The sequence below is a fragment of the Streptomyces sp. NPDC058221 genome (genome assembly GCF_042882365.1).
Lineage (GTDB): Bacteria > Actinomycetota > Actinomycetes > Streptomycetales > Streptomycetaceae > Streptomyces.
The window spans coordinates 58,014-70,403 of sequence record NZ_JBHVWF010000029.1 but is presented as its reverse complement, the minus strand read 5'-3'; the positions used below and the strand labels follow the sequence as shown (position 1 = coordinate 70,403).

At 69.9% G+C, this 12,390-nt stretch carries 12 protein-coding genes; 5 read left to right on the top strand and 7 right to left on the bottom strand.

Annotation, left to right across the window (positions count from 1 at the left end; genetic code table 11):
- The 3 genes from ACFVW8_RS12795 to groL form a co-directional block, all read left to right on the top strand.
- Window positions 1-185: hypothetical protein (locus ACFVW8_RS12795; RefSeq protein WP_389689047.1), on the top strand; the 185-nt coding region annotated here is incomplete at its 5' end.
- 270 nt (window positions 186-455) lie between these two features.
- Window positions 456-764: a co-chaperone GroES gene (gene groES / locus ACFVW8_RS12790; RefSeq protein WP_024490209.1), complete on the top strand. Its 309-nt coding sequence runs from the start codon at window positions 456-458 to the stop codon at window positions 762-764.
- 102 nt (window positions 765-866) lie between these two features.
- Window positions 867-2,489: a chaperonin GroEL gene (groL, locus tag ACFVW8_RS12785; protein WP_389689045.1), complete on the top strand. Its 1,623-nt coding sequence runs from the start codon at window positions 867-869 to the stop codon at window positions 2,487-2,489.
- Window positions 2,490-2,618: 129 nt separating this feature from the next.
- Here groL and ACFVW8_RS12780 read toward each other — a convergent pair whose 3' ends face one another.
- The 5 genes from ACFVW8_RS12780 to ACFVW8_RS12760 all read right to left on the bottom strand — a co-directional run bounded on the left by ACFVW8_RS12780 (window position 2,619) and on the right by ACFVW8_RS12760 (window position 8,043).
- Entirely contained in the window at window positions 2,619-3,647 is a 1,029-nt protein-coding gene (locus ACFVW8_RS12780) for a hydroxyacid dehydrogenase (RefSeq protein ID WP_389689043.1), read from the bottom strand.
- A 35-nt stretch (window positions 3,648-3,682) separates the two neighbouring features.
- Window positions 3,683-4,537: a carbohydrate ABC transporter permease gene (locus ACFVW8_RS12775; protein ID WP_389689041.1), complete on the bottom strand. Its 855-nt coding sequence runs from the start codon at window positions 4,535-4,537 to the stop codon at window positions 3,683-3,685.
- Window positions 4,534-5,427 (bottom strand): carbohydrate ABC transporter permease, encoded by an 894-nt coding sequence (locus ACFVW8_RS12770; protein WP_389689039.1) that lies wholly within the window; start codon window positions 5,425-5,427, stop codon window positions 4,534-4,536. Before ACFVW8_RS12770 ends, ACFVW8_RS12775 begins: the two co-directional genes overlap by 4 nt.
- Window positions 5,427-6,758 (bottom strand): ABC transporter substrate-binding protein, encoded by a 1,332-nt coding sequence (locus ACFVW8_RS12765; RefSeq protein WP_389689037.1) that lies wholly within the window; start codon window positions 6,756-6,758, stop codon window positions 5,427-5,429. Before ACFVW8_RS12765 ends, ACFVW8_RS12770 begins: the two co-directional genes overlap by 1 nt.
- A 199-nt stretch (window positions 6,759-6,957) precedes the next feature.
- A complete protein-coding gene (locus ACFVW8_RS12760) occupies window positions 6,958-8,043 on the bottom strand; it encodes a substrate-binding domain-containing protein (protein WP_389689035.1) in 1,086 nt (361 codons plus the stop codon).
- Between the two features lie 214 nt (window positions 8,044-8,257).
- On the opposite strand from ACFVW8_RS12760, the gene ACFVW8_RS12755 reads away from it, so the two are divergent.
- A complete protein-coding gene (locus ACFVW8_RS12755; protein ID WP_389689033.1) occupies window positions 8,258-9,787 on the top strand; it encodes a right-handed parallel beta-helix repeat-containing protein in 1,530 nt (509 codons plus the stop codon).
- 40 nt (window positions 9,788-9,827) lie between these two features.
- Here ACFVW8_RS12755 and ACFVW8_RS12750 read toward each other — a convergent pair whose 3' ends face one another.
- Window positions 9,828-10,601 (bottom strand): SDR family NAD(P)-dependent oxidoreductase, encoded by a 774-nt coding sequence (locus tag ACFVW8_RS12750; protein WP_389689031.1) that lies wholly within the window; start codon window positions 10,599-10,601, stop codon window positions 9,828-9,830.
- 65 nt (window positions 10,602-10,666) lie between these two features.
- Window positions 10,667-11,338, bottom strand: coding sequence for an MOSC domain-containing protein (locus ACFVW8_RS12745; RefSeq protein ID WP_389689051.1), 672 nt, complete (start codon window positions 11,336-11,338; stop codon window positions 10,667-10,669).
- A gap of 89 nt (window positions 11,339-11,427) precedes the next feature.
- Here ACFVW8_RS12745 and ACFVW8_RS12740 point away from each other — a divergent pair, with 89 nt between their 5' ends.
- On the top strand, window positions 11,428-12,318 hold the full coding sequence (locus ACFVW8_RS12740; protein ID WP_389689029.1) for a LysR family transcriptional regulator: 891 nt from the start codon (window positions 11,428-11,430) through the stop codon (window positions 12,316-12,318).
- Window positions 12,319-12,390 lie beyond the last annotated feature (72 nt).

The following is a 12,390-nucleotide window of genomic DNA, read 5'->3' as shown; positions in this document are numbered from 1 at the left end:
CGGCGGCGCGCACCGCCGCGGTGCGCGGCGACCACGGGGCGCCGGGGGCGATGGTCGTCGTCTCCTGCGGCCGTTCGCCGGAGTCCTGGCGCACCCGTCCGCCCGTCCGGCCGGAGCGCCGGTGGCCGGACGGCCCGGTCCCGCGCGACGGCGCGGGCCCGGGGGCGGGGTGCGGTCACGGGTGATGGCCGGAACGGTCCGGGCGTGCGAAGCGTTCTCCGGAGGGCGGCCCGGTCCGGCCGTGGCGTCGTACCCCTTGGACGCCACGAGGGGCGTGAATTGGCACTCCGCTTGACCGAGTGCTAACCGCGGTCATAGTCTCAGTGCTGGCACTCCCCACTGGAGAGTGCCAGCAGTACTGTGCGACCGGCAGGTCCGGCACCCGCGACGACGGGCCCACCTGGTCGCCACCCAAAGACTGTTAACCCCGTGAGATCTCCGAAGGGGGAGACCGGATCGTGTCGACCAGCACCAAGGTTGCGATCAAGCCGCTCGAGGACCGCATTGTGGTCCAGCCGCTCGACGCCGAGCAGACCACGGCCTCCGGCCTGGTCATTCCGGACACTGCCAAGGAGAAGCCCCAGGAGGGCGTCGTCCTGGCCGTGGGCCCGGGCCGCTTCGAGAACGGCGAGCGCCTTCCGCTCGACGTCAAGACCGGCGATGTCGTGCTGTACAGCAAGTACGGCGGCACCGAGGTGAAGTACAACGGCGAGGAGTACCTCGTTCTCTCGGCTCGCGACGTGCTCGCGATCATCGAGAAGTAATTCACCCACGTTTGCTTCTGTTCTGCGCCCCTGGCCCCCTGCGAAATAACTAGCCGGGCGGCGAGGGGCGCAGTTCTTGTTTTGAGAGGACAGTTCAGCTCCATGGCGAAGATCCTGAAGTTCGACGAGGACGCCCGTCGCGCCCTCGAGCGCGGCGTCAACAAGCTTGCCGACACGGTGAAGGTGACGATCGGCCCCAAGGGTCGCAACGTCGTCATCGACAAGAAGTTCGGTGCTCCCACCATCACCAACGACGGTGTCACCATCGCGCGCGAGGTCGAGCTGGACGACCCGTACGAGAACCTCGGTGCCCAGCTGGTGAAGGAGGTGGCGACCAAGACCAACGACGTGGCGGGTGACGGTACGACCACCGCCACCGTTCTCGCCCAGGCACTCGTCCGCGAGGGCCTGCGCAACGTGGCCGCGGGCGCGTCCCCGGCCGCCCTGAAGAAGGGCATCGACGCCGCGGTCAAGGCCGTGTCGGAGGAGCTCCTCTCGACGGCCCGCCCGATCGACGACAAGTCCGACATCGCCGCCGTGGCCGCGCTCTCCGCGCAGGACAGCCAGGTCGGCGACCTCATCGCGGACGCGATGGACAAGGTCGGCAAGGACGGTGTCATCACCGTCGAGGAGTCCAACACCTTCGGTCTGGACCTTGAGTTCACCGAGGGCATGGCCTTCGACAAGGGCTACCTGTCGCCGTACATGGTGACCGACCAGGAGCGTATGGAGGCCGTCCTCGACGACCCGTACATCCTGATCCACCAGGGCAAGATCGGCTCGATCCAGGAGCTGCTGCCGCTCCTGGAGAAGGTCATCCAGGCCGGTGCCTCCAAGCCGCTGCTGATCATCGCCGAGGACGTCGAGGGCGAGGCCCTGTCGACCCTGGTCGTCAACAAGATCCGTGGCACCTTCAACGCCGTCGCGGTGAAGGCCCCGGGCTTCGGTGACCGCCGCAAGGCCATGCTCGGCGACATCGCCACCCTCACCGGTGCGACCGTCATCGCCGAGGAGGTCGGCCTCAAGCTCGACCAGGCCGGTCTGGACGTGCTGGGCACCGCCCGTCGCGTGACCGTCTCCAAGGACGACACCACCATCGTCGACGGTGGCGGCAAGTCCGACGAGGTCACCGGCCGCGTCAACCAGATCAAGGCCGAGATCGAGTCCACGGACTCCGACTGGGACCGCGAGAAGCTCCAGGAGCGCCTGGCGAAGCTGGCCGGCGGTGTCTGCGTGATCCGCGTCGGTGCGGCCACCGAGGTGGAGCTCAAGGAGAAGAAGCACCGTCTGGAGGACGCCATCTCCGCGACCCGCGCCGCGGTCGAGGAGGGCATCGTCTCCGGTGGTGGCTCCGCTCTGGTCCACGCCGTCAAGGTCCTCGAGGGCAACCTCGGCAAGACCGGCGACGAGGCCACCGGTGTCGCGGTCGTGCGCCGCGCCGCCGTCGAGCCGCTCCGCTGGATCGCGGAGAACGCGGGCCTCGAGGGCTACGTCATCACCTCGAAGGTCTCCGAGCTCGACAAGGGTCAGGGCTTCAACGCCGCGACCGGCGAGTACGGCGACCTGGTGAAGGCCGGCGTCATCGACCCGGTCAAGGTCACCCGCTCCGCGCTGGAGAACGCCGCGTCCATCGCGTCGCTGCTGCTCACGACCGAGACCCTGGTCGTCGAGAAGCCGGCCGAGGAAGAGGCCGAGGCCGGTCACGGCCACGGTCACTCGCACTAGCGTGTAGCTGTCCGCGCAAGCGGTGAGGCCCGGTACCCCGCGAGGGGGGCCGGGCCTTTTGCTTGTCGGGCCTCCGTCCGGGCTGCCCGCCCGGTACCTGGGCTCGCCTCGCATATGAGGCTTGAATGGTTACGCCGAGCGCGAGAGCGCGTCCCCGTGGACCGGGTCCGCGAACGGCCGCCCGGACGCGAAGCGTTCCAGCTCGTCCAGGGCCTGGTCCGCCATCCGGTGCAGCTCATTGCCGAGCGAGCCCGCGACATGCGGGGTCAGCAGAACGTTCGGCAGATCGTAGAACGGCGAGGACGCCCGGGGCGGATCGGGATGCGTCACATCCAGCACCGCGTGCAGCCGGCCGTTCGTCACCTCGGGGAGCAGCGCGTCCTCGTCGACCAGCGACCCCCGCGCGGTGTTGATGAGCGTCGCCCCCGCGGGCATCGCCGCCAGCTGGGCCGCACCGATGAGATGGTGCGTCTCCGGAAGCTGCGGGGCGTGCACCGAGACCACCGAACTGCGCGCGCACAGCTCGTCGAGCGTGGTGAGCCCGGCACCGAGCTGCGCCGCCCGTTCCGCGCCGACGTACGGGTCGTACAGCAGGACGTCCAGATCGAAGGGGCGCAGCAGTTCGATCACCCGCCGGCCGATGCGGGACGCTCCGACGATGCCGACCGTGCGGCGGTAGTTTCCGGAACCGTCCAGCTCGGCCAGCCAGTCGTGGCCGGCGCGCAGGGCACGATAGCGGTCCGCGGAGTGCAGGACGCGTTTGCCCGCGAAGAGGATCGCGGCGAGGGTGAACTCGGCGACCGGCAGGGCGTTGGCCCCGGCCGCCGAGGTCACGGCGATGCCGCGTTCCCAGCAGGCGTCGGTGATGTGGTGCTTGACCGAGCCGGCCGCGTGCACCACCGCCCGCAGCCGGGGTGCGGCGTCCAGCACCGGCACGGTGAGCGGCGTAGCGCCCCAGCAGGTGAACAGCACCTCGGCCTCGGCGAGCGCGGCGGCCACCTCTGGAATCGGGTCCGCCAGATCGTGGGCGACGAGGCGGGTGTCCGTACGGGTGAGGGCGGCCAGCCGGGTGTGGTGGCGCTCGGCGAGGAGGCGGCCGGCGATGCCGGGACCCATCGCGAGCAGGGCCCTGGGCCGGTTGTCAGTGGCGTGCGGCATGGTGGAACTCGTACTCCTCGGGCTCACGTGGACGGTCACTTGACGCTTCCGGCGGTCAGTCCCGCCTTCCAGTGCCGCTGAAGGGAGACGAAGGCGACGATCAGGGGAATGACGGCGAGGAGCGATCCGGTGACCACGAGGGGGTAGAAGCTCGGCTCACCATGGGTGTTGGTGTTCCAGGAGTACAGCCCGAGGCTCAGCGGGAACAGCTTGCGGTCCGAGAGCATCACGAGAGGGAGGAAGAAGTTGTTCCAGATCGCGGTGAACTGGAAGAGGAACACGGTCACGAAGCCCGGCATGACCATGGGCAGACCGACGGACCAGAAGGTGCGCAGTTCACCCGCCCCGTCGATACGGGCTGCCTCCAGCGCCTCGTTCGGTATGTAGCCCGAGCAGAACACCCGGGCGAGATACACACCGAACGGGTTGACCAGCACGGGGATCAGCACCGACCAGTAGGTGTTCACCAGACCGACCTTGGACGCCAGCAGATACATCGGCAGGGCCAGCGCGGTGGTGGGGACGAGCACGCCCATCAGCACCAGGCCGAACAGCTGGTCCTTGCCCCTGAAGGCGTACTTGTCGAAGGCGTATCCCGCGGCGACGCAGATCAGCGAGCAGACGAGCGCACCGCCGCCCGCGTACCCGAGGCTGTTGAGGTACCAGCGGAAGTAGATGCCGTCGCCGTAGGAGGCCAGGTTCGACAGGTTCTCGCCGAGGTTGAACCCGTCGAAGGAGAACGCGTTGCCGGCGAGCAGACCACCGGTGTCCTTCGTCGCGGCGGTGACCAGCCAGACGAGCGGAAAGAGCATGTAGACGACGGCGAGCAGCAGGAAGCCGTTGACCGCGGTCTTCGACATCCAGCGGCCGCGGGAGGCGGGGGAACTCATGCTTTCTTGCCCTTCCGGCCGGTGAAGCGGGTGACGACGAAGGACAGCAGCGCGGCGGTGAGCGCCAGCAGGATGGATGCGGCCGCGGCGAGGCCGTAGTCGTTGCGTTCGAAGGCCGCGGTGTACGCGTACATGTTCGGCGTCCAGGTCGAGGAGACGGCGGAGCCGGTCCCCTTGTTGAGGATCAGTGGTTCGGTGAAGAGCTGGAGCGAGCCGATGACGGTGAACAGCGCGACCATCACGACCGAGGCGCGGATCAGCGGGACCTTGATGGCGAGGGCGATGCGCCAGGCGCCCGCCCCGTCGACCGTCGCCGCTTCGAGTACGGAGCGGTCGATGGCCTGCAACGCGGCGTAGAAGATCACCATGTTGTAGCCGAGCCACTCCCACAGCGCGATGTTGACGACGGAGGGCAGCGCCCCGTCGGGCGAGAAGAAGTCGAAGCCGATGCCGCCGGACTCCATGGCGCTGACCACCGGGCTGAGCTGCGGTGTGTACAGGTACACCCAGATCAGCGCGGCGATGATGCCGGGCACGGCGTGCGGCAGGAACAGCGCGAGCTGGAAGAAGCGGCGGGCGCGGGCCAGCGTGGAGTCGAGCAGCAGGGCGAGAGCGAGGGCCCCGACGAGCAGGAGCGGAATGTAGAACAGGCAGTATCCGAGGAGTACGCCGAAGCCCTCGCGGAACGCCCGGTCGCCCAGGGCCGCCGTGTAGTTGTCGAGGCCGCTGAAGACGGTCTCGGTGCCGCCGAAGCCCAGGCCGGACTGTTTCTCGGTGAACAGGCTGAGCCAGACCGCGTATCCGATCGGCAGCACCATGGCCAAGGTGAACAGTACGAAGAAGGGCCCCAGCAGGATGGCGGCGGCTCTGGTCGTCCGGGCGTGCTTCATCAGCCTGCGTCCTCGACCTTCAGCCCGCGCTTCTTCAGCTCGGCGACCGTGGCGTCGTGGCCGGCCTTCACGGCCTCCTTGACCGTGGTGCCGCCGCTGGCGACCTTGCCGAACTGGTCCTTCATCGTGGTGTTCGTGGTGCCGGTCGTCGGACCCCAGCTCCAGTTCGGGCCGATGGACGTCGCGGCGTCCTCGAACACCTGGAAGATGTCCTCACCGCCGTAGAAGTCCGCGTCGAACGCCTTCTTCGCGACCGGGCGCAGGGACGCGGCGGCCGGGAAGGCGCTCGAAGTGCCGGACTCGATACGGGCCTTGATGCCTTCTTCGGTGGTCGACATCCAGGTGGCGAACTCGACCGCGGCCTCGGCCTTCTTGCTGGTCTTCGTCACCGCGAAGGTGGAACCGCCGAGCATGCCGCTGGCCGGCTTGCCGTCCCAGCTGGGCATCGGGGCGACGGCCCATTTGCCGCTCTGCTCGGGCAGGGTGCCCTTGAGGACACCCGCGCTCCAGGCCGCGCCGAGGTAGCCGACGGTGCCGCCGTTCTTGAGGGAGTTGGTCCACTCCGGGCTGAACGAGGCGTTGGCGCGGATCAGGTCGTCGTCGAGCAGACCCTGCCAGTAGTCGGCGACCTTGTTCGTCGCGGCGTCGGTGGTGTCGACCTTCCAGGTGTCGCCCTCGGGCTTATACCACTGGGCGCCGGCCTGCCAGGCCATCGCCTGGAAGGTGGTCGGGTCGTCGGGGAAGAACGTGCCTATGCGGGCCTTCTTGTCGGCCTTCTTGACCTTCTCGGCGGCCTTGCGGAAGTCGTCCCAGGTCTTGGGGACCTCGACGCCGTACTTCTTGAACAGGTCCTTGCGGTAGTAGAAGGACTGCGGCGAGGCGTCGAAGGGGACGGCCCAGTTCTTGCCGCCGAGCGTCGTCAGCTCCACTGCCTGCGGCAGCAGCTTCTTCCTGATGTCCTCGGTGAAGTACTGGCCGATGTCCTGGAGCGCGCCCTGGCTGACGTACTCGGGAAGCTGCGGGTACTCGATGGAGACCAGGTCCGGGGCGTTGCCCGCCTTCACGGCGTTGGAGATCTTGGCGTAGCCGCCGGCGTTGCCGGACGGGATCTCCTCGTACACCACCTTGATGTTCTTCTGCGAGGCGTTGAACGCGTCAACGACCTCCTTGGACCCCTTGGCCCAGCCCCAGAAGGTGATGCTGACGGGCTTGCCGTCGCTTCCGGCGGCGGACGACTTGTCGTCACCGCTGCCGCCGCAGGCCGTGAGAACGGCGAGGGCAGTGGCGGCGCCGACTACGGCGAGGGACGTTCTGCTCGAACTGCGGCTCACAGCGAGGCTCCTGAACAGGCGGCGACATTGGCGTTGGCCGTGATCCTTGGACCAGCCGTGACCGAAGTCAAGAGCGAAAGAGCGATTGATCGAAAAAAGATCAGAAGAGTTGCGTATGGAAGCTCCTCGAAGTGTGTGACCGGACGGCCCGGGGATGCCCGGGGGAGCGCGTAAGTGCCCGGCAACTCCCCGGGATTACCTACGGCAGTTGCGCTCCGCAGGAGTCCCTGACCCGCAGCTGGGGGAGCAGGGTCAGATGCCGGCGGGGTGCGCCGGCGCCCTGGCCGAGCCGTTCCACCAGCAGTTCCGTCGCATGGCGGCCCACCTCGCGCTTGGGTGGTGCCACGGCCGTGAGCGGGGTGTCCGCGAGCGCCGCCACCTCGTCGTCGTACGCGATCAGCGCCAAGTCCTCAGGCACCCGCACCCCCAGCTCGGCCAGCCGCTGCACCACCTGGATCGCGTCCACGTCGTTGTGGATCAGGGCTGCCGTCGCCACCCCCGAGCCGACGGCCTCGCGGAGCGCCTGCACGGCCTCCTCGAACTCCTCCGGGGCCTGGTCGGCCGGTACGGAGTCGATCACGTCCTGGGGGGCGCGCAGCCCGAGTGCGGCCAGCGCCTCCGCGTACCCGGAGCGCACCGCGAGGGCGGTCGGGGAGTCGGCGCGTGCCATCAGCAGCGGCGCCCCGTGCCCGAGGCCCACCAGGTGGCGCACCGCGAGCAGCACCCCGTGCGCATGGTCCGAGCAGACCCGGTCCAGGCCGTCCAGCGGTGAGCCCGCGGTGGGCCTGCGCTCCAGCAGGACGGTCGGCACGGGCAGCGAGCCGATCCAGTCGCCGAACGCGGAGGGGTCGCCCGGATGCTGCCAGCCGGGCGCGACCAGCAGTCCCTCGGCGCCTGCGGAGAGCAGCCCCCGGGTCCGGGCGTGGTCCTCCTGCGGCCGGTAGTCGGAGATGCGCAGGATCAGCCTGGCCCCCGCCCGGGCGGCGGCCTCGTGGGCGCCTCGGATCACCTCGGCGAAGTAGTAGGTCGCCGAGGGTGCCAGCATGCCGAGCACCATGCCGCTGCCCGCGCCGCCGGGCCCCGCGGCGGGGGCGGCGTCCTGCGGCCAGGACACCGAGCCGTGGACCCGGTCGAGCAGGCCCCGGCCGGCCAGATCCTCGACGTCCCGGCGCACCGTGACGGGCGAGACCCCCAGCTGCGAGGCCAGTTCCGAGACCCGGGCCGAGCCCCGGTCCCGTACCAGCCCGAGCAGGCGGTCATGACGTTCAGCAGCACTCTCGCGCACGGCGGCAGTCCCCTCGGAGTGTGTGGCCCGGCCCTCGGCCCGGCCGGTGCCGGAGCCGGTGTCCGACCCTAGACCAACGTGATCGAACGATGGGAGTTTCGATCATTCAAACGTAATCCATTGACGTTCGATCAATCCGAGTCCAGGATTCCCGGCGATGCCGACCAGGGCGTCCACGGCCCGTCCCGACCCTGACTGTTCGTACGGAGGAATTGTGAGACATCGCGTCGCAGCCGCGGCACTCGCGGCCATGACCGCCGCCGCCGGGCTGACCCTCGCAGGCCCGGGCGCCGCGCAGGCAGCACCCGCAGGCCGCACCTTCCACGTCGACTGCGCCGCGTCCCCGCAGGGCGCGACCGGCAGCAGACAGCATCCCTGGACCACCCTCGCCGAGGCCAACGCGCACACCTACGGGCCCGGCGACCGGCTGCTCCTCAGGCGCGGGACCACCTGCACCGGCACCCTCGCCCCCGAGGGCGCAGGCTCCCGGCGCGCACCGTTCACCATCGCCGACTACGGCAGCGGCCCGGACCGCGCCAGGATCGACGGCGCGGGCGCCCACGACGCCGTCCTGCTCTCCAACACCCAGTACGTGCACCTCAGGGCCCTGGAGATCACCAACGCGGACAACCCCGGCAGCGAGCGCAACGGAGTCCGCCTGCTCCTCACCGACTACGGGGCCGCCCGTGGCTTCGACGTCTCCGGCCTGTACATCCACGACGTGCGCGGCGGCGACTACAAGACGGTCTCCGGCTCCAGCGCGATCCACATCTCCGTCGAGGGCACCGCCAGGGCCAGCTGGTACGACGGTCTGGACATCGGGAACAACCGCATCGAGGATGTCGACCGCGAGGGCATCTACTTCAAGTCGACGTTCTCCAAGCGCGATCTGGTCGGTCAACAGCAGGACCCGGAGGTCTACCCGGGGGAGTGGACCCCCAGCACCGGAATCCGCATCCACCACAACACGCTGAAGTCGCTGGCCGGCGACGGAATGAAGCTCGACACCACCAGCGGCGCCCGCGTCGACCACAACCGGGTCGACGGCTTCCAGCTCCGCTCGCCCTCCGCCAACGCGGGCATCTGGACCTTCAACACCGACGACACCACCGTCGAGCACAACGAGGTCTCGGGCGGCGGCAACACCCACGACGGGATGTCCTTCGACGCCGACGGCGCCTCGCGGAACACCGTCTTCCAGTACAACTACAGCCACGACAACAAGGGCGGCTTCCTGCTGATCTGCCCGTACGACGGCGCGAAGACCATCGGCACCGTCGCCCGGTACAACGTCAGCCGCGACGACGGCGCACGCCTGATCCAGAACTGCTGGGGCCCCGTCCTCGGCACCGAGATCTACAACAACACCTTCCACAACGAGGAGCAGATCCCCGGCTACCTCGTCCAGGACGACGCCGGCAGCCCCGCCACCACCCAGCACGAACTGGCCGTCCGCAACAACGTCTTCGTCAGCGAGGGCACCGGCGGCTACGCCTTCAAGAACCCGACCCCAGGGCTCTCCTTCGACCACAACGCCTTCTACGGCATCGACATGACGCGACCGGACCCCGGCGGCATCACGGCCGACCCGAAGCTCCGCGACGACTTCCGCCTCGGCGCGGGCTCGCCCGCCCTCGCCTCCGGAGCCGTCGTCGAGAACAACGGCGGCAAGGACTACTTCGGCAACCGCCTGAAGCCCGGAGCCCCCAACATCGGTGCCTACGCGGGCAGCGGAGTGCGGTAACCGACCGCTCACCGCGACCCGCCGTGACAGCGGCCAGGCATCACTGAGGTCCGTACTTGCGGCCCGTCCTGGAGGTGACGCCCCCGAGCAGACCGCGCGGCGTCACCTTCACCAGCCCCATCAGCGCCTTGTACCGGGGGTCCGGCACCGACACCGACTTCCCGCGTGCCAGGTCCGCCAGCGCCGCGGCCACCAGCTTGTCGGCGTCGAGCCACATCCAGCCCGGGATGTTCCCGGTGCCCATCCCGGCCCGCTGGTGGAACTCCGTCCGTACGAAGCCGGGGCAGAGCGCCATCAGCCGCACGCCCGAGCCCGCCAGGTCCTTCGCCGCACCCTGGGTGAACTGCACGACCCAGGCCTTGGACGCCCCGTACGTGCCGCGCGGCACGAACGCCGCCACCGAGGCCACGTTCACGACGCCGCCCCGGCCGCGCTCCTTCATCCCGGCCGCCGCCGCCGAGGTCAGCCGCAGAACCGCCTCGCAGTGCACCTTCAGCATGGCCAGCTCATCGGCCATGGGGACGTCCAGATAACGGCCCTTGTTGCCGAACCCGGCATTGTTGACCAGCAGATCGACCGACTGCAGACGGTCGCCCAGCCGTGCCTCGACCGCGGCGATGCCCTCGTCCCGGGACAGGTCCGCGGCCAGCACCTCGGCCTCGATGCCGTGCCGGTCGTGCAGTTCGGTGGCCTGCTCCCGCAGCCGGTCGGTGTCGCGGGCCACCAGGACCAGGTTGTGCCCCTCGGCCGCGAGCCGCCGCGCGAAGGCGGCTCCGATGCCCGCGGTGGCGCCCGTAATCAGTGCAGTCGTCATACGCGGCACGTTAGTGCCCCGCATGATCCGCCCGGTGGCCCGGCCCCGACGGCCGGAACCGCACGTCAGGAAGGTGCGTGCCGCGCTGCGTACTCCCGTGCCGTGGCCAGTGCCACGGGGTGCAGCGACTCCTCGGCCCGGAGCAGGAGCGGCAGCAGCTCCCGACGGGTCGTCACCGCGCGGAACTGGATCTCCACGGTGACCCCGTGGTCCGGCCGGTGCACGACCTCCACCGGGTCACCGGCCCGGATCGCGCCCGGCGTGAGCACCCGCAGATACGCGCCGGGGGCGGCCGCCTGAGTGAACCGCCTGACCCAGCGCTTCTCGTCGAGATGTCCCGCGAACGTGCGGCACGGGATGCGGCCCGACGTGATCTCCAGAAGCAGATCGGGACCGATCCGCCAGCGCTCGCCGATCAGTGCGCCGCCGAGGTCCATCCCGCTCGTGGTGAGGTTCTCGCCGAAGCAGCCGTTGCGCAGCGGCCGTCCCAGCTCCTGCTCCCAGCGGTCCAGCTCCTCGCGGGCGAAGGCGTACACCGCCTGGTTCGAGCCGCCGTGAAAACGCAGATCGCAGACCGTGTCCCCGGCAAGACCGCTGCCGCCGGTGCCCTCCGGGCCGGGATCGGCCACGTGTACGGGGCCGTCCACCGGGTGCTTGTCGATCCCGGTCACGCCGCCCGGGCAGTCGGTGTGGGGCACGGCCACGGGCCCGCCCGCGTTCACGGTCAGCAGTGTCATCGCGCTCATGTCTGCACGGTAATGGCCACCGCCCCAAAGTCACACGCGATTAATTCGCACCTTCTCCAAGAGCCCCTTATATTCGAGGGGTGATCGAAGCCCGTCATCTCCGCGTCCTGCGAGCCGTGTCCACCACCGGTTCGTTCTCTGCGGCAGCCCGTGAGCTGGGCTGCACCCAGCCCGCCGTCAGCCAGCAGATGAAGGCCCTGGAGGCCTCCGCAGGCACCACGCTGCTCATCCGGACCGGGCGGGAGATGCGGCTGACGCAGGCGGGCGAGGCCCTCGTGCGGCACGCTTCGGGCATCCTCGCCGGGCTCACCGCCGCCGAGGAGGAGGTCGCTGCGATCGCCGGTCTGCGGGCCGGCCGGGTCCGGCTGGTGTCCTTCCCCAGCGGCAGCTCCACGCTGGTCCCCGGCGCCCTCGCGGCACTGCGGGCAGCCCACCCCGGCACCCGGGTCTCGCTGGTCGAGGCCGAGCCGCCCCGCTCGGTGGAGATGCTGCGCGACGGCGACTGCGACATCGCGCTGGCCTTCCGGTACGGCACCCAGGGCGCCGAGTGGGAGGACCTCGTGGTGCGCCCGCTGCTGACCGACCGGCTGGCCGGGCTGCTGCCCGAGGGGCATCACCTGGCGGACCGGCAGGCGGTGGGCATCGCCGAGCTCGCCGGTGAGCCGTGGATCGCCGGCTGCCCGCGCTGCCGCCGGCAACTGGTGGAAGTGTGCGAGGAGTCCGGCTTCACCCCCCGGATCGACTTCGCCACCGACGACTACCCCGCGGTGATCGGCCTGGTCGGGGCCGGTCTCGGGGTAGCCGTGCTCCCGGCGCTCGCGATCGAGTCGGTACGCCCCCGGGGTGCCAGGACCGTGACGGTGGAGCCGGCCATCGAGCGCGAGATCGTCGCACTGACCCTGCCCGATCTGGCGCAGGTCCCGGCGGTGGCGGCCACGCTGGACCAGTTGTCGCTGGCCGCCGCCCGCTGAGCGGGACGGCCGCGGAGGTCCGCGCGGAGGGCCTCGTGTGAAGAAACGTTTCTGCCTTCAGTGCGCGCAGAG

What these genes read in the sequence shown, in the direction of transcription:
- groL (WP_389689045.1), top strand. Translation starts at nt 867, where the DNA reads ATGGCGAAGATCCTGAAGTTCGACGAGGACGCCCGTCGCGCCCTCGAG.
- ACFVW8_RS12780 (WP_389689043.1), bottom strand. Translation starts at nt 3,647, where the DNA reads ATGCCGCACGCCACTGACAACCGGCCCAGGGCCCTGCTCGCGATGGGT.
- ACFVW8_RS12775 (WP_389689041.1), bottom strand. Translation starts at nt 4,537, where the DNA reads ATGAGTTCCCCCGCCTCCCGCGGCCGCTGGATGTCGAAGACCGCGGTC.
- ACFVW8_RS12770 (WP_389689039.1), bottom strand. Translation starts at nt 5,427, where the DNA reads ATGAAGCACGCCCGGACGACCAGAGCCGCCGCCATCCTGCTGGGGCCC.
- ACFVW8_RS12750 (WP_389689031.1), bottom strand. Translation starts at nt 10,601, where the DNA reads ATGACGACTGCACTGATTACGGGCGCCACCGCGGGCATCGGAGCCGCC.
- ACFVW8_RS12745 (WP_389689051.1), bottom strand. Translation starts at nt 11,338, where the DNA reads ATGACACTGCTGACCGTGAACGCGGGCGGGCCCGTGGCCGTGCCCCAC.